This window comes from Nocardia sp. NPDC055029 (assembly GCF_053608525.1).
This window is the reverse complement of the sequence record NZ_JBSGVQ010000017.1, coordinates 16233-32510: the sequence shown is the minus strand read 5'-3', so window position 1 is coordinate 32510 and position 16278 is coordinate 16233. Positions and strand designations below refer to the sequence as shown.

General features: G+C 68.5%; 15 protein-coding genes. 7 read left to right on the top strand and 8 right to left on the bottom strand.

The features are described from left to right. Window positions 1–10 precede the first annotated feature (10 nt). The gene (ahcY, locus tag ACWF9G_RS16915; protein WP_452516262.1) at window positions 11–1492 is read left to right on the top strand and encodes an adenosylhomocysteinase; all 1482 of its coding nucleotides are present in this window, start codon (window positions 11–13) and stop codon (window positions 1490–1492) included. 155 nt (window positions 1493–1647) lie between these two features. Here the strand turns inward: ahcY and ACWF9G_RS16910 are convergent, their stop codons facing one another. Next, window positions 1648–1890, bottom strand: coding sequence for a hypothetical protein (locus tag ACWF9G_RS16910; RefSeq protein ID WP_452516261.1), 243 nt, complete (start codon window positions 1888–1890; stop codon window positions 1648–1650). A gap of 196 nt (window positions 1891–2086) precedes the next feature. Continuing rightward, window positions 2087–2338 (bottom strand): hypothetical protein, encoded by a 252-nt coding sequence (locus ACWF9G_RS16905; RefSeq protein ID WP_379303658.1) that lies wholly within the window; start codon window positions 2336–2338, stop codon window positions 2087–2089. A gap of 230 nt (window positions 2339–2568) precedes the next feature. Between ACWF9G_RS16905 and ACWF9G_RS16900 the strand changes: the two genes are divergently transcribed. The 6 genes from ACWF9G_RS16900 (at window position 2569) to hpf (ending at window position 9222) form a co-directional block, all read left to right on the top strand. Further along, the gene (locus ACWF9G_RS16900; RefSeq protein ID WP_452516260.1) at window positions 2569–3216 is read left to right on the top strand and encodes a dTMP kinase; all 648 of its coding nucleotides are present in this window, start codon (window positions 2569–2571) and stop codon (window positions 3214–3216) included. A gap of 77 nt (window positions 3217–3293) precedes the next feature. Continuing rightward, window positions 3294–3971: an MtrAB system response regulator MtrA gene (gene mtrA, locus ACWF9G_RS16895; protein WP_019048752.1), complete on the top strand. Its 678-nt coding sequence runs from the start codon at window positions 3294–3296 to the stop codon at window positions 3969–3971. 121 nt (window positions 3972–4092) lie between these two features. Further along, entirely contained in the window at window positions 4093–5853 is a 1761-nt protein-coding gene (mtrB, locus tag ACWF9G_RS16890; protein ID WP_452516259.1) for an MtrAB system histidine kinase MtrB, read from the top strand. Then, entirely contained in the window at window positions 5850–7661 is a 1812-nt protein-coding gene (gene lpqB, locus ACWF9G_RS16885) for an MtrAB system accessory lipoprotein LpqB (protein ID WP_452516257.1), read from the top strand. The genes mtrB and lpqB overlap by 4 nt, the downstream gene beginning before the upstream one ends. A 32-nt stretch (window positions 7662–7693) precedes the next feature. Next, window positions 7694–8338, top strand: a complete 645-nt coding sequence (locus tag ACWF9G_RS16880) for a ComF family protein (RefSeq protein ID WP_452516256.1) — start codon at window positions 7694–7696, stop codon at window positions 8336–8338. Between the two features lie 185 nt (window positions 8339–8523). Then, complete coding sequence (hpf, locus tag ACWF9G_RS16875; RefSeq protein ID WP_452516254.1) at window positions 8524–9222, top strand: ribosome hibernation-promoting factor, HPF/YfiA family; 699 nt, start codon at window positions 8524–8526, stop codon at window positions 9220–9222. Between the two features lie 49 nt (window positions 9223–9271). Here the strand turns inward: hpf and bluB are convergent, their stop codons facing one another. The 6 genes from bluB to ACWF9G_RS16845 form a co-directional block, all read right to left on the bottom strand. Further along, window positions 9272–9907, bottom strand: a complete 636-nt coding sequence (gene bluB, locus ACWF9G_RS16870) for a 5,6-dimethylbenzimidazole synthase (RefSeq protein ID WP_452516253.1) — start codon at window positions 9905–9907, stop codon at window positions 9272–9274. Window positions 9908–9930: 23 nt separating this feature from the next. Then, on the bottom strand, window positions 9931–11175 hold the full coding sequence (locus tag ACWF9G_RS16865) for a fatty acid desaturase family protein (protein ID WP_379311246.1): 1245 nt from the start codon (window positions 11173–11175) through the stop codon (window positions 9931–9933). A 99-nt stretch (window positions 11176–11274) separates the two neighbouring features. Beyond that, entirely contained in the window at window positions 11275–12630 is a 1356-nt protein-coding gene (locus tag ACWF9G_RS16860; RefSeq protein ID WP_452516251.1) for a fatty acid desaturase family protein, read from the bottom strand. Window positions 12631–12824: 194 nt separating this feature from the next. Further along, complete coding sequence (locus ACWF9G_RS16855; protein ID WP_379311248.1) at window positions 12825–13955, bottom strand: ferredoxin reductase; 1131 nt, start codon at window positions 13953–13955, stop codon at window positions 12825–12827. A gap of 238 nt (window positions 13956–14193) precedes the next feature. Beyond that, window positions 14194–14727 (bottom strand): DUF6912 family protein, encoded by a 534-nt coding sequence (locus tag ACWF9G_RS16850; RefSeq protein ID WP_452516372.1) that lies wholly within the window; start codon window positions 14725–14727, stop codon window positions 14194–14196. Between the two features lie 10 nt (window positions 14728–14737). Then, window positions 14738–16147, bottom strand: coding sequence for a WS/DGAT/MGAT family O-acyltransferase (locus tag ACWF9G_RS16845; protein WP_379311249.1), 1410 nt, complete (start codon window positions 16145–16147; stop codon window positions 14738–14740). Window positions 16148–16278: the final 131 nt, after the last annotated feature.

Sequence of the window (16278 nt, the reverse complement as noted above, 5' to 3'; positions counted from 1 at the left end):
GGAGAGGCTGATGACGACCTCAGAACTTCCCGCGCGCACCGAGCTCACCGCTGACGTCCGCAACGGCATCGATTACAAGGTGGCAGATCTCTCGCTGGCCGAATTCGGCCGCAAGGAGATCCGCCTCGCCGAGCACGAAATGCCCGGCCTGATGGCTCTGCGCCGCGAATACCACGATGTGCAGCCGCTCAGGGGCGCGCGCATCTCCGGATCGCTGCACATGACGGTGCAGACCGCCGTCCTGATCGAAACGCTCGTCGCCCTCGGCGCCGAGGTGCGCTGGGCTTCGTGCAACATCTTCTCCACCCAGGATCACGCCGCGGCCGCCATCGTCGTCGGGCCCAACGGCACCGTCGACGAGCCAAAGGGCACCCCCGTGTTCGCCTGGAAGGGCGAGACGCTGGAGGAGTACTGGTGGGCGGCCGAGCAGATGCTCACCTGGCCGAACGAGCCCGCCAACATGATCCTCGACGACGGTGGCGACGCGACCATGCTCGTGCTGCGCGGCGCGCAGTTCGAGAAGGCCGGTGTCGTTCCGCCCGAGGACACCGACCACTCGGCCGAGTACAAGGTGTTCCTCAACCTGCTGCGTGAGCGCCTCGAGACCGACAAGACCAAGTGGAGTGTCATCGCCGACTCGGTCAAGGGCGTCACCGAGGAGACCACCACCGGCGTGCTGCGGCTGTACCAGTTCGCCGCCGCGGGTGAGCTGGTGTTCCCGGCGATCAACGTCAACGACTCGGTCACCAAGTCGAAGTTCGACAACAAGTACGGCACCCGCCACTCGCTGATCGACGGCATCAACCGCGGCACCGATGTGCTCATCGGTGGCAAGAAGGTGCTGATCTGCGGTTACGGTGACGTCGGCAAGGGTTGCGCGGAGTCGCTGGCGGGCCAGGGCGCGCGCGTGCAGGTCACCGAGATCGACCCGATCAACGCGCTGCAGGCGCTGATGGACGGCTACGACGTGGTCACCGTCGAGCAGGCGATCTCGCAGGCCGACATCGTCATCACCTCGACCGGCAACAAGGACATCATCACCCTCGAGCACATGAAGGCGATGAAGGACCAGGCCATCCTCGGCAACATCGGTCACTTCGACAACGAGATCGACATGGCCGCGCTGGAGAGCTCGGGCGCCGCGCGCCTGAACATCAAGCCCCAGGTCGACCTGTGGACCTTCGACTCCGGCAAGGCGATCATCGTCCTGTCCGAGGGCCGCCTGCTGAACCTGGGCAACGCCACCGGCCACCCCTCGTTCGTCATGTCGAACAGCTTCTCCAACCAGGTCATCGCGCAGATCGAACTGTGGACCAAGCCGGAGGAGTACGACAACGAGGTCTACCGCCTGCCCAAGCACCTCGACGAGAAGGTCGCCAAGATCCACGTCGAGGCCCTCGGCGGCACCCTGACCAAGCTCACCAAGGACCAGGCCGAATACATCGGCGTTGACGTGGAAGGCCCGTACAAGCCGGACCACTACCGCTACTGAGGCAGCGCGGGTAGTTCGTGCACACCGGCCCGCCGATCGCAGAGATCGGCGGGCCGGTGTTCGTTTCGGCGCGTGCGGTACGAGACGGCATGACAACGGCCTGCCGATCGGTGATCGGCAGGCCGCATTCGCGGAGCAGGGACAGCCTGCCCGGATCAGAAGGCGCAGTTGGACGGGAACTTGGTGTAGTCGCACGGCTCGGCGCTTCCGACTGCGACGGCGAGCGAGCGAAGCAGCGAGGTGATCGTCACGGGGCTGATGCTGCTCCCGGAATCAGCCACCTGGGCGGGCGAGTGGGGCTCGAGCGGTCGCGGCTCGGCGGTCGCTGTGGCGGCGGCGCCTGCGAGGGCGAGACCCACGGTGAGGGTGGCGACGGTGGTGTGAACGATCTTTCTCATGGCGAAATCCTCATCGGTGGTGGGGGTGCGGACCAGACCGCAGTTCTGGGGGTGAGCGCACCGCTCGATCGGGAGCGGATCGGCCGGTGTCAGCCGATGGGGCCGGTGTCGCAGATCGTGGGGTGGTTGCCGTTGCGCTGGAGAACGGCGACGGCCCGCCGATCGGGGGATCGACGGGCCGCGGGGAATCCGGTGATCAGACCAGCAGCAGGCACACCGGCAGGGGGATGACGGCTTCCAGGAGTGCGCAGGCGGCGAGTTCGGCCGCGGAGCCCGCGGCGGCGGAGCCGGCCTCGGCGGAGCCGCTGAGCAGGGCGGCCGAGCCGGAGTGGTGGCCGCGGCCGACGGGATCGATCGCGGGCGCGGCGGTCGCGACACCGGAGCCTGCGAGGGTGATGCCGAGCGCGGTGGCGGCCACGGCGGCGCGGAGGATGGTTCGGTGGGGCATGGTGACTCCTGGATCGAGCGGCCCGGCGGGGGTCCGGGGTGGTGAGTGCCCTCGATGGACCGGACGGAATCGGTCAGCCGAGGACTTTGGAATGAGACCACTTCACACTGGGTCGAGTGGGCGAAACGGGGAATCCGGTCGCCGCATGCCCGGCGCGCCGGACGACACGGCTGCCCGCATGCTCGGCTCGCTGGGCGCCCGCCGAATCCCGCCGGGTAATCTCACCGCTCATGGGCGTACTGATTGCGGTGGAAGGCCTCGACGGCGCCGGTAAACGGACGTTGATCGACGGATTGATCGCCGAATTGTCCGCCAAGGGATTGCGGGCGGGCAGTGTGGCCTTTCCGCAGTACGGCCGATCGATCCACGCCGATCTGGCCGCCGAGGCGCTGCGCGGCGGGCACGGCGACCTGGCCGGCTCGATCAACGCGATGGCGATCATGTTCGCCCTCGACCGGGCCGCGGCGAGCGCGGAGCTGTCGAACCTGTTGGACACCAACGACATCGTCGTCCTCGACCGCTGGGTGGCCTCCAACGCCGCGTACTCGGCGGCCCGCGCCGAACAGGACGCCGACGGCGAAATCGTCGCCTGGGTGGGCGATCTGGAGTTCGGCAGGCTGGGGCTGCCCGCCCCCGAGCTGACCGTACTGATCGACATTCCCACCGAGGTCGCGGCCGAACGTGCCCGCCGCCGTGGCGAACTCGACGAGACCAGGGCGCTGGACGCCTACGAGCGGGACGGCGGTCTGCAGCGGCGCACCGGCGAGGTCTATCGTGAGCTGGCCGACCGCGACTGGTTCGGTCGATGGTGGACATACCGATCCGATGACGATGGGCCTGCCCTACTCACCCTCTGCTCGGAAATCTTTGCCGGATAAGGTTGGATACGCGACGGGTTCACACCATTAATGGCGTGGCGGCCCGATCCTGGCCTGGGAGATGACAACATAGGACTATGAAGCCCAAGATTCTGGTCGTCGACGACGATATGGCACTCGCTGAGATGCTGACCATCGTCTTGCGCGGGGAAGGGTTCGACCCGCACGTGGTCGGCGACGGCACGCAGGCCCTGTCGGCGGTGCGGGAGATCCGCCCCGACCTGGTGTTGCTGGACCTGATGCTGCCCGGCATGAACGGCATCGACGTATGCCGTGTGCTGCGGGCCGATTCCGGCGTTCCGATCGTGATGCTCACCGCCAAGACCGACACGGTCGATGTGGTGCTCGGTCTGGAGTCCGGCGCGGACGATTACATCGTCAAGCCGTTCAAGCCGAAGGAACTCGTCGCCCGCGTGCGCGCGCGCCTGCGCCGTACCGAGGACGAGCCCGCCGAGCTGCTCTCCATCGCCGACATCGTCATCGACGTGCCCGCGCACAAGGTGACGCGCGGCGGTGCGCAGATCTCGCTCACCCCGCTCGAGTTCGACCTGCTGGTCGCGCTCGCGCGCAAGCCGCGGCAGGTGTTCACCCGCGAGGTGCTGCTCGAGCAGGTCTGGGGATACCGGCACGCCGCCGATACCCGCCTGGTCAACGTGCACGTGCAGCGACTACGCGCCAAGGTCGAGAAGGATCCGGAGAACCCGGAGATCGTGCTGACCGTCCGCGGTGTCGGCTACAAGGCCGGACCGCCGTGATCGGTACCTGTGAGGCGCCGCTGTGACCGACGGTCGACCTGCCGGTACAGCGTCAGCGCCTCCAGCGCACGGACGTGCGCAAACCTTCGTCACGCAGGTGCGGCGATGGGCGGCTCCGGTCATGGCCTGGTTCCAGGCTGTCGGGACCGCGCTGGGCCATCTGTGGCGCCGGTCGCTGCAGCTGCGTGTCATCGTGTCCACGCTGACCCTCTCGCTCATCGTGATCACGATCCTCGGTGTCGTGCTGACCGGTCAGATCACCGACCGGCTGCTCGAGGCCAAGATCAACGCGGCGGTCGAGGAGATGGATCGTGCCCGCAGCACGATCGAGGACATTCTCTCCGGCGTCCACGACGCGAACAGTCAGCAGCAACAGCTCGCCGACGCGCGCGCCGCGCTGTCCAGCCGTGGCGGCACCGGCCAGTCCACGGGTGCCGCCGGTAGCTTCGACTCGGCGCTGGCGATGGTCGGCGGCACCCCGCCGCAGGAGATCACCGCGGGCCCCATCTCCGAAGTGCCACAGGAGCTGCGCCGGTTCGTCCAGCGCAACCAGGTCTCCTACCAGTTCACCACTGTCGCCGACCCGGACGGCTACCGCGGGCGCGCGCTGATCATCGGCAGCCCGAGCGCCGAGATCGCGACACTGGAGATCTACCTGATCTTCCCGCTGGCCAGCGAGGAATCGAGCCTGTCGCTGATGCGCGGCACGATGCTCATCGGTGGCGTCGTGCTGCTGGTGCTGCTCGCCGCGATCACCGCACTGGTGACCAGGCAGGTGGTGCTGCCGATCCGGTCGGCCGCGCGGATCGCCGGCCGATTCGCCGACGGCAGGCTCAAGGAACGCATGCTCGTGCGCGGCGAGGACGATATGGCCCGGCTCGCGCAGGCGTTCAACGAGATGGCCGAGAGCCTGTCGAACCAGATCACCCAGCTCGAAGAGTTCGGCAACCTGCAACGCCGGTTCACCTCCGACGTCAGCCACGAGCTGCGCACCCCGCTCACCACCGTGCGCATGGCGGCCGACCTCATCCACGGCTCCAGCGACGATCTCGATCCCGCGCTGGCCCGCAGCTCCGAACTGCTGGTAAACGAACTGGACCGGTTCGAGGGCCTGCTCAACGACCTGCTCGAGATCTCCCGCCACGACGCCGGTGTCGCCGAGCTGCAGGTGGAATCGCTGGACGTGCGGATGTGCGCGCGGGCCGCGATCTCCACGGTGCGCCACCTGGCCAAGGAAGCCGGAGTCGAGGTGGTCATCGACCTGCCGGAGGAACCGGTCGTCGCCGAGGTCGACCCGCGGCGCGTCGAGCGGGTGCTGCGCAACCTGCTCGCCAACGCGATCGACCACAGCGAGGGCAAGCCGGTGCTGATCCGGATGCGCGGCGACGCCGAGGCCAACGCGGTCGCGACCGTCGTGCGTGATCAGGGCGTCGGGCTGCGGCCGGGCGAGGAGAAACTGGTGTTCAACCGGTTCTGGCGCTCGGACCCCTCGCGGGTGCGCCGCTCGGGCGGCACCGGCCTCGGCCTGTCGATCAGCGTCGAGGACGCCAATCTGCACGAGGGCAGGCTGGAGGCCTGGGGTGATCCCGGCGTCGGCGCCAGCTTCCGGCTGCTGCTGCCGATGGTGCGCGGTCGTAAGCTGGGTGCGAGCCCGCTCGCGCTGGAGCCGATGCTGCGCAAGGTGCCGCCGCTGCCCGAGACCGACCCGGCCGACGAACCGGAGGTGGTGGTCGACCCGGAATCGGGCGAGCCGTCCGCCGAAGCACCGGAATCCGGCGCCGAGCCGACCGAGCAGGCACGCCCCGAGACCAACGGGCGCGCGGCGACCGAAGCCGACCACGAGGAGCCGATGTCCACCGAGACCGGAGACCGACAGTCATGACGAACGCGGGTGGTGATCGCTCGCCGCGGCGTTGCGCCGTGCTGCCTGCGGCTGTCCTGGCCTGCTTGCTGGTCCTCACCGGCTGTGCCAGCCTGCCGGAGTCCTCGGCGCCCCAGGCGCTGGGCACCATCAACCGCGCCCCGACCTCGGAAGGCCCGACACCGCCGATCTCCGGCCGCGACCCCGACCTGCTGGTGAGCGATTTCCTCACCGCCAGCGCCGATCCAGCCAACCGGCACGCGGCGGCCAGGCAGTACATCGCCGCCGACACCGCGGGCAGCTGGAACGACGAGGCCAGCACCACCATCGTCGACCGGCCCGACACCCTGCGCGAGTCGCGCTCGGGCGACAAGGCCAGCTACGTCATCCGCGCCCGCAAGGTCGGCGAGCTCGCGAGCGACGGCGGCTACCGGGCCGTCGAGGGCACACTCGAGAACAAGATCGAGATGAGCAAGATCGAGGGCGAGTGGCGGATCACCGAGCTGCCCGACGGCGTCGTCATCGACTCCAGCGCGTTCGACAAGTCCTACCGCCGCTACGTCCTGCAGTACATCGACTCGAGCAGTTCCGTGCTCGTGCCGGACCCGCGCTGGGTCTCGGTCCCGCGCGCCCAGCTGACCGAGCGGCTGATCGGCATGCTCGGCGCGGGCCCGCAGTCGACGATCGCCCCGGTGGTGCGCAACCAGCTCGCCCCGCCGATCACCGTGCGCAGCCCGATCACCAAGGCCAACAACGAACCCGGCGAGGTCGGCATCGGCATCGGCGGTGTCCGCATCGACTTCGGCGGCGTCGGCGCCCTCGGCCAGCGCGAACGCGAACTGCTCGCGGCGCAGGTGGTGATGACGCTGGCCGGCGCCGACATTCTCGGCCCGTACGTGCTGCTCGCCGACGGCAAACCGCTCGACGAGCGCTACGCCAACGGCTGGTCGGTCGCCGACCTCGACCAGTACAGCGCGTCCGCGCCCGGCCAGAACCGGATCGGCCTGCACGCCCTGCGCGACGGCACGCTGGTCCAGGTGACCCCGGACGGCATCGTCACACCGAACGGATCCTTCGGCGACGCGACCAACCTGCAGTCGGTCGGGATCTCCGCCGACGGCCAGTTCGTCGCCGCGGTCGCCGACACCGGAAGGCCCGCACCGGAACCCGGCCGGACCCTGCTGATCGGCAACTACGGGGCCAAGGCGTTCGCGGTCGCCGAGGGCGCCAGCATCGCCCGTCCGTCGTGGACCGCCGACGGCGGCGCGGCGTGGACCGTCGTCGACGGCGACCGTGTCATCCGTGCGGTCACCGATCGCGCGACCGGCAACGTCTCGGTGCAGGACGTCGACACTACCGCGCTGTTCGAGGGATCGGGTTCGCCGCGTCCGCCGATCAGCGAGATCATGGTGTCGCGCACCGGCGCGCGTGCGGCGCTGATCGCCGACGGGAAGGTCTACGTCGCGGTGATCGAGCGCAGGCCCGACGGCAAGTACGCGCTCACCTCCCCGCTGCCGATCGCGCTTGGCCTGAGCAGCCGCGCGGTCTCGCTGAGCTGGGTCACCGGCGACACCATCATGGTGGCGCGTGAGGGCAACGTCGACCCGGTCTTCACCGTGTCCATCGACGGTTCCCAGTTCACCCCGGTGACCTCGCAGAACCTGACCCCGCCGGTGCGCGTGGTGACCGCGGCGCCCAACACCCAGTACGTCGCCGACTCCCGCGCCGTGCTGCAGTTGCAGACCGCCGACCCGGCCCGCAACGACCGCTTCTGGCGCGAGGTGCCGGGGCTGACCGGCGAACAGGTCGTCCCGGTGCTGCCCAGCTGATCTGTCGGTGCGCGGTGTGATACTCACGCGCTATGAGAGCCCTGCTCGATCTGGTGGTGCCCGTGCACTGCGCCGGCTGCGCGACGGCGGGCGCGGCCTGGTGCGCCTACTGCGCGGCCGAGCTGAGCCTGGATCCGGTGCGGGTCAGGCCGCGCACCGATCCCGGTGTCCCGTGCTGGGCGCTCGGCCCCTATCGCGGTCCAGCCCGACGCGCTGTGCTGGCCGCCAAGGAACGCGGCAGACGCGATCTGGCCGCACCGCTCGGCCTGGCGCTGGCCGTCGCTCTCGCCCGTTTGCGGGCCCCCGATCGGCCGCTGGTTCTCGTCCCCGCCCCCACCCGCGCCGCGGCCGCCCGGCGCCGTGGCGGCGACCCGGTGGCGCGGTCGGCGGTGGCCGCGGCGCAATGGCTGATCGATTGCCGGGCCGTGCCGCTGCTGCGGATGCGGCCCGGCGTGCGCGATTCGGTGGGCTTGACGACCTTTGAGCGCGCGCACAATCTGCGCGACAAGATCACGACGGTCGCCGGTGCGCTCGGACCCGCTGGTCTCGCGCCGAACGCCGAGGTCGTTGTGGTCGACGATGTGCTCACCACCGGGGCGACTGTCACCGAATCGGTGCGCGTTCTTGGTCGAATCGGCGTACGTCCGCGTGCCGTTTTGGTGACCTGCGCGGCTTGACGACGCGAAATTTGCGTGAACAGTGGCGCGCTTGCCCGTGGCGGACTAGCGTCGCGGACACACACACCGAACGACAAGTTTGGGAGGTGGCGCCGCGGACATCTGGTGCCGAGCGATTCCCGATCGGCACAGCTCAATCCCGCCGCATTCGCTCTATCGTGTGCGGCCATATCCGGGAGGTACGCGTGACGACTTCTTCACGGGCATCAGTGCGAGATGCTGACCCTACGGCACTGGCTGACAGTGCCCCCGACACGACCGAGAGCCCGAACGCCGAAGTGGTGGTCTCCGGTCGGAATGTCGAAGTCCCCGACCACTATCGAATCCATGTCGCGGAGAAGCTGGCTCGCCTCGAGCGCTTCGATCCGTCGATTTTCCTCTTCGATGTGGAACTTTTCCACGAACGCAACCGTCGTCAACGCAAGGCCTGTCAGCGTGTGGAGATCACCGCGCGCGGCCGTGGACCGATCGTGCGCGCGGAAGCCTGTGCAGACAGCTTCTACGCCGCGCTGGACTCGGCCACCCAGAAGATCGAGACCAGACTGCGCCGGTCCAAGGACAAGCGGCGCGTCGTGCACTACGGCGACAAGACGCCCGTCTCGGTCGCACGGGCCACCGCCACACTGGTCGACGAATCCCTGTTCACCCAGGCGAACGGCGCTGCCGCGCACGCCCATGCCGAGGACGCCGAAGACGAAGGCGGTCCCGGCCACATCGTGCGCACCAAGGTGCACAACGCGACACCGATGTCGGTGGACGACGCGCTGTATCAGATGGAACTGGTCGGACACGACTTCTTCCTGTTCCACGACCGCGAGAGCGACCGGCCCTCGGTGGTCTACCGCAGACACGCATTCGACTACGGCCTGATCAGACTGGCCTGACACCGTCACACCTCCGGGCACCCGCCACCGGCGGGTGCCCGGATCGTGTTCAGCCCCCGAAGGTTTCGTGATGCACGGCCTCGGTGAGCGAGCGACCCGAGCGCCACCCGAACCGTTCCAGGTCGGGCACCCGCTGAAACTTGCGCACCGGCCCGACGCACAGCCAGGCCACCGGCTTGATGCCGGCGGGCAGGTCGACCAGCTCGCGCAGGAAGTCCGGATTGTAGAACGACACCCAGCCGACGCCGACCTGCTCGGCGGTCGCCGCGAGCCACAGGTTCTGGATCGCCAGCACCGTCGAGTACACCCCGGTCTCGGGCACGCTCGCCCGGCCCAGGATCTGCGGTCCGCCGCGCCGGTCGTCATGGGTGACCACGACGCCGGTGCCGCTCTCGACGATCCCGTCGATCTTGATCGGCTCGAACGTCTCGGCCCGGTCGGCAGGCAGCGCGTCCCTGAACTCGACCCGCTTGTCCGCGACATGGTCGGCGAAGCGGCGCAGGGTGTCCGGCTGCCGGACAACGACGAAATCCCACGGCTGGGAGTTGCCGACACTGGGCGCGCGATGGGCCGCGTCCAGGATCCGCCACAGCGTCTCGTCGTCGACGAGCTCGCCGGTGAATTCGGCGCGCACATCACGGCGCAGGCGGATCGCGTCGTAGACGCTCAACTGGTCGGCACACACGCCGACCAGTCAACCTCAGGCCGTCAGGCCATCGAGCGGCGGGCCAGCTTGCGCCCGGCGGACAGCGCGGTGCGCAGACCACGGCGACGGCCGGTCACCGGGTCGACTGTGGTGACGGCGTTGCCACCGAACAGCTTCTCCGACTTGGTTTCCGGGGCGTCGTCGGTGGTGTGGCGCAGGTACTTGTTGGGCAGCGACAACTTGAGGATCGTGCGCCACGACTTGAAGTACTGCACCGGCATCGACCCGGTGGTGTAGGGCAGGTCGTACTTCTCGGCCAGCTCGCGCACCCGCACGGCGATGGCGGCGTAGCGGTTGCTCGGCAGGTCGGGGAACAGGTGGTGCTCGATCTGGTGGCTGAGGTTGCCGGTCATGAAGTGCATGACCTTGCCGCCGGAGATGTTGGCGCTGCCCAGCATCTGGCGCAGGTACCACTCGCCCTGCGTCTCGTTCTCGATGTCGGCCTTGGTGAACTTCTCCGCGCCGTCGGGGAAGTGCCCGCAGAAGATCACCGCGTTGGTCCACACGTTGCGCATCACGTTGGCGGCCATATTGGCGGTGAGGGTGGTGAGGAACGACGGGCCGGTGAGCAGCGGGAAGATCAGGTAGTCCTTGGCGGCCTGCTTGCCGATCTTCTTGAGCACCAGCTTGCGGTCGGCGTCGAACTGCCGCCACTCCGGCGAGTCCTTGTCCCACTTCTTCTTGGCGACCTTGCCCAGTTCCAGATGCTGGATCGCGACGCCGTACTCGAACAGCATCTGCAGCAGCAGGTTGTAGACCGGGTTGCCCAGGTAGAACGGCATCCAGCGCTGGTCACGGGTGACGCGCAGCAGGCCGTAGCCGATGTCGTCGTCCATGCCCAGGACGTTGGTGTACTTGTGGTGCAGGAAGTTGTGGGTGATCTTCCAGTGCGCCGACGGGCCCGCGTTGTCCCATTCCCACGAGGTGGAGTGGACTTCCGGATCGTTCATCCAGTCCCACTGCCCGTGCATGACGTTGTGCCCGATCTCCATGTTCTCGATGATCTTGGCAGTGCCGAGCAGGGCGACGCCGGCCAGCCAGGCCGGCGGCAGGAAGCTGGCGAACAGCACCGTGCGGCCGCTGATCTCCAGCGCTCGCTGTAGCCGGATGACATTGCGGATATATCGCGCGTCGGCGACCCCCCGCGAAGATTCGATTTCGCGGCGGATCGCGTCGAACTCCGCACCGAGAGCTTCGACATCCGCGGCGGTGAGGTGCGCGTATTCCTTGACATCCGAGATCGCCATGGCGGCTACACTACCGTAGGTTACGAGAGCGTAGGTTGGCGATTCGAGCGCTGAATTGTGTGAAGCATCCTATTGCGAAAAAGAGACCGAGATGTTATCTCACCCGCGACGGCGGGCACGCTCGCCCAGCGCCCGCTTCGCCTCGCGCAACGCCAGCTTTTCCTGCCGCGCCCGCGCCTTCAGTGTCGCCTTGGCCTCGCGCAGCACTTCCTTCTCGTGCCTGGCCTTGATCTCCAGCGACACCTTCGCGTCGTGCAGTGCCGAGCGCAGCCCGAAGCGCTTGCCCGACTCCGGGTCGACCCGCAGCGCGTCCGGCAGCGAGATTCCGGCGAATTTGCGCTCCGAGGACGTCTCGGGCGCGTCGTCGGCGGTCCGCTTGAGGAACCGGTCGGGCAGTGCCAGCTTGTGGATGGTCCGGAACGCCAGCAGGTACTGCTTGCCCAGCGAACCGGTGGTGTAGGGCAGGTCGTACTTGTCGCACAGTTCGCGCACCCGCACCGCGACCTCCGGGTACCGGTTGCTCGGCAGGTCGGGGAACAGGTGGTGCTCGATCTGGTAGCAGAGATTGCCGCTCATGAAGGCCATCACCGGACCGGCCTTGAAATTGGCGCTGCCCAGCATCTGGCGCAGGTACCACTCGCCCTGGGTCTCGCCGTCGAGCTGGGAGATCGTGAACTTCTCCGCGCCGTCGGGGAAGTGCCCGCAGAAGATCACCGCGTACGCCCACAGGTTGCGGACCAGGTTCGCGGTCGCGTTGGCCTTCAGTGTCGACTTCCACGCGGGCCCGGTCAGCGCCGGGTACAGCACGAAGTCCTTGACCACCTGACGGCCCGCCTTACGGGCGAACTCCTTGTTGGGCTCGGACAGCAGCTGCTTCTGCGGAACTCCGGCGAGCTCCTTCTCGATGCCGAGGTCGTGGAGCGCGATGCCCCACTCGAAGGTGGCGGCCAGCAGCAGATTCGCCGCGGGCTGTACCAGGTGCTTCGGGTGCCAGACCTCGTCGCGGGTCATCCGCAGGATGCCGAAGCCCAGGTCCTCGTCCTTGCCGAGGACGTTGGTGTAGGTGTGATGGGAGTAGTTGTGCGCCCGGCGCCACTGCGCCGAGGTCCCGGTCATGTCCCACTCCCAGCTGGTGGAGTGGATCTCCGGATCGTTCATCCAGTCCCACTGCCCGTGGCTGACGTTGTGCCCGAGCTCCATGTTCTCGATGATCTTGGCCACCGACAGCAGCGCGGTGCCGCCGAGCCACGCCCAGCGGTTACGGCTGCCGAACAGCACCGCGCGGCCCGCCACCTCGAGTGCCCGCTGTGCGGCGATGGTGCGCCGGATGTACTTCGCGTCGCGCGCGCCGCGGGAGGTCTCCACCGAACGGCGGATCGAATCGAGCTCTTTCCCCAGTGTCTCGATGTCGGCGGCCGTGAGATGGGCGAAGGCCTGGATATCGGTGATGGCCACCGGGGTCCTCTCTGTCGGTTGGCGGCTGGTCGGTTCAGAATGGAGGCGGGCCGAGAACGCCGCGGCTACGCCGCTGTGTTCTCGGCCCTGCTGCGCCGGTCGGCGCGAGGTAGGCCTAGACCAGCCGCTGCCGGCCATTGATATGGCCGGCGCATGACTCCGAGGGTACCTGCTGTCCTCAGCGGAGGGGATGCTCAGATGTCGAGCGTGCAGTCGCCCGCCGCGGCCGAGATGCAGGTCTGTACCTTGTCGCCCGGCTGGCGTTCGTCGCCGTTGCGCAGGTCGCGGGCGTGTCCGGCGGACAGGGTGACCACGCAGGTCTGGCAGATACCCATGCGGCAGCCGAAGGGCAGCTGCACGCCGACGGACTCGCCCGCTTCGAGCAGGCTGGTCGCGCCGTCGACGGTGAGGGTGCGGCCGGTGGTGCCGAAGGTCACGGTGCCGCCCTCGCCGATCGCGGAACGTTCGACCTCGAAGCGTTCGATGTGCAGCTTGCCGGGGATTCCCGCTGTCTTCCAATGCTGTTCGATCGCGTCGAGCATCGGCGCGGGGCCGCACGCCCAGGTCTCGCGCTCGCGCCAGTCGGGGTAGAGCTCGTCGAGGCTCGCCAGGGAGAACAGGCCCTGCTCATCGGTCAGCTGCAGGTGCGAGACGAAGCTCGGGTGCTTGGCGTGCAGCGCGCGCAGTTCGGCGCCGAACATGACGTCGGCGTCGGTGGGCGCCGAGTGCACGTGCACCACGTCGCTGACGCCGTTGCGCCGGTCCATCGTCCGCAGCATCGACATCACGGGGGTGATGCCGCTGCCCGCGGTGAGGAAGAGCACCTTCGCCGGCGGCGGCTCCGGCATCACGAACCCGCCCTGCGGCGCTTGCAGGCGCACGATGGTGCCCGCGGCCACCCCGTTGACAAGGTGGCTGGACAGCTTGCCCTCCGGCATCGCCTTCACCGCGATGGAGATGAGCCGCTTGCCGCCCTCGCCGGTCCAGTCCGGCGGGCAGGTCAGCGAGTACGAACGCCAGTTCCAGCGGCCGTCGATCAGGATGCCGATGCCGATGTACTGGCCTGGCTGGTACTTGAAGTCGAAGCCCCAGCCCGGCTTGATCACCAGCGTCGCCGAGTCGGCGGTCTCCTTCTGCACCTCGACGATCCGCCCCCGCAGCTCCCGCGCCGACCACAGCGGGTTGGCCAAGTGCAGGTAGTCGTCGGGCAGCAGGGGAGTGGTCACCCGGGCCACCGCGCCACGCAGCACGTTGAGCTTGCCGCCGCGGTCGCCGACCTGCGCGGCCGGTGCTTCGAGCCATTCCCGGAACTTGTTCATGACCATGCTTGCCGTTGTCTCCCTGTGTGCTCGGAGCCGCCGTGGGGTAGCTCGCTCGCTGCCAGGTTACGGCATCGTAGGTTTCGTGGCTGTCCGCCTCCCCGCGACTTCAGGCCAGACTCAGGAGCGTCGGCAGATCGGATGCGGCCGGCGGTATCAGGGTGGGCGTGTTAGCTCGTACCCGACGAGTTACCCATGTGCTCGCGAGACATCGTCGAATCGTGGCGTGCCTCCCACGGCACTGCTAAAGCAGATCGAGCAGGAAGGGCAGCTCCTGGGTGGCGTACCAGGCGAGCTGGTGATCTTCGGCGTCACCCAGGACGAATTCCGCGTCGGTGTCGCCGAGATCGGCGGCGTCGATGACGTCGACGGCCTTGGCGACCTGCGGCTCCGCGTCGGCCAGGTCGACATGCACGGACGCGACCTGGTCGTAGGTGATCGGCCCGGCCAGCTTCACCACCGCGTCGTCGAGGTCGGGCCGCAGCTTCGCGCCGGTGACGTCGGCGGCGATCACCGCGCGCCGGTACACCGGGCTGCCCGGGGTGGCCGCTTCGCCCTCGGCGTCGTCGAGCCCGTCGCGTTCGGCGGCCAGCAGCCGCAGCGAGGCCCTGGCCGCCTCCTGCATCGCCACCTCGGCCAGTTCCTCGTCGTCACCGGCGGCGTAGGCCTCGCGCAGGGCGGGCGTCACGGCGAACGCGGTGGCGCCGAGCGGGAACACCTCCCGCTCGTCGACGAGCTGGCGCAGCATCGGGATCGTCGCCGGGATGTAGACGCGCAACTTGCCGTTCTCAGAGACAGGCACCGAGCAACTCCTCCATCGATTCGTGCACCGACGCCGCGAGAACGTCGATGTCGGCCATGGCGTCGCGGTCGGCGTTGAGTCCGTAGAAGACCTGACCGTCGTACGAGGTGAGCCCGAAACTCAACGTCTGATTGCGCAGCAGCGGCGATACCGGATACATCTCCAGCATGCGCGCCCCGCCGATGTACATCGCGGTCTGTGGTCCCGGCGCGTTGGTGATCACCAGGTTGAACGTGTTGTCGGCGAAGGTACTCGCCGCCCGCACACTCATCGCGTGCAGGCTGGCAGGCGCGAACCCGGCCAGGTGCACCAGCGTGCGCGCCCGCACCCCCCGACGCTGCCGACCTGCGGCTTCGGTGGCGTGCGCGATGTGCGACAGGCGCATCACCGGATTCGGTTCGCCCACCGGCAGGTCGATGAGGAACGAGGACACCTCGCTGGCAGGCGCCAGCTGGTCGCCGCCGTCGACGTACACCGACATCGGTACGACGGCCCGCAGATTCGTCGACTCGACCAGCGCCTCGTTGCGCGAGAGCAGCCAGTTGCGCAGCGCGCCGGTGACCACGGCGAGCACCGTGTCGTTGATCGAGCAGTCGAAGTGGCGCCGGATGGTGCGGTAGTCGTCGAGGTCGGTGCGCACGACATCGAAGCGGCGGCTGCGCGAGGTGCGGGCGTTGAGCGGGCTGTCCGCGACGCCCGAGGTCGCGGCGCGCACCGCGTTTGCCGCCGCCTTCACCGCCATCCTGGTGCCCCTGACCAGCCCGAACGCGTTGGAGCCCGCGTCGCGGGCGACCTCGTAGGCCTCGCGTGGCTGCGCGGCGAGGTGCGACAGCGCGCCGGCCAGCAGTTCCACGTCGGTGGGTTCGCGCGGCGCGCGCCACACGACGTCGGCCAGCTCCCGTGGCAGGGGGCTGTTGTCGAGGATCACGTGTCCGATCTCGAGCGCGGTGTCACCGTCGACGAGCGCCGAATGCGATTTGGTGAACACCGCGCTGCGGCCGTCGGCGAGCCCCTCGATCAGATACATCTCCCACAGCGGCCTGCCCTGATCCAGCGGGCGGGACGCGAGCCGGGCGACCAGGTCGTAGAGCTGTTCGTCGCTGCCCGGACCTGGCAGCGCCGAGCGGCGGATGTGATAGCTGATGTCGAAGCGGCTGTCGTCCACCCACACCGGCCTGCCGAGGGTGAGTGGGATCTCGCGGACCTTGCGGCGGTAGCGGGGGACCAGCGGCAGCCGGGTTTCGACCAGGTCGATGAGCTTGTCGTAGTCCAGGACCTGGCCGGATGCATCGGGCTCGGAGTTCTGGAGGATCGCGAGAGAGCCGATGTGGATCGGGTTGCTGCTCGATTCGAGCCGGTAGAACGACGCATCCTGCGGCGTCAATCTCGTGATCACGCGCTCTGATACTCCTTCCGGTGCCAGCTGACCCCGACCAGGCACGCGCTACATCCTACGTCACGGCAGGTGAATCGCGGTGCCGGGCAACGAGGCCCGTCGGGCGCCGTGACCAGGGCCGATGTCTGTCT

Bases quoted from the DNA above. Each gene is read 5' to 3' on its own strand.
- ACWF9G_RS16880 (WP_452516256.1), top strand. From the start codon at position 7,694: ATGAGAGCCCTGCTCGATCTGGTGGTGCCCGTGCACTGCGCCGGCTGC.
- ahcY (WP_452516262.1), top strand. From the start codon at position 11: ATGACGACCTCAGAACTTCCCGCGCGCACCGAGCTCACCGCTGACGTC.
- ACWF9G_RS16855 (WP_379311248.1), bottom strand. From the start codon at position 13,955: ATGGTCATGAACAAGTTCCGGGAATGGCTCGAAGCACCGGCCGCGCAG.
- mtrB (WP_452516259.1), top strand. From the start codon at position 4,093: ATGGCCTGGTTCCAGGCTGTCGGGACCGCGCTGGGCCATCTGTGGCGC.
- lpqB (WP_452516257.1), top strand. From the start codon at position 5,850: ATGACGAACGCGGGTGGTGATCGCTCGCCGCGGCGTTGCGCCGTGCTG.
- ACWF9G_RS16910 (WP_452516261.1), bottom strand. From the start codon at position 1,890: ATGAGAAAGATCGTTCACACCACCGTCGCCACCCTCACCGTGGGTCTC.
- ACWF9G_RS16865 (WP_379311246.1), bottom strand. From the start codon at position 11,175: ATGGCGATCTCGGATGTCAAGGAATACGCGCACCTCACCGCCGCGGAT.
- mtrA (WP_019048752.1), top strand. From the start codon at position 3,294: ATGAAGCCCAAGATTCTGGTCGTCGACGACGATATGGCACTCGCTGAG.
- ACWF9G_RS16900 (WP_452516260.1), top strand. From the start codon at position 2,569: ATGGGCGTACTGATTGCGGTGGAAGGCCTCGACGGCGCCGGTAAACGG.
- ACWF9G_RS16905 (WP_379303658.1), bottom strand. From the start codon at position 2,338: ATGCCCCACCGAACCATCCTCCGCGCCGCCGTGGCCGCCACCGCGCTC.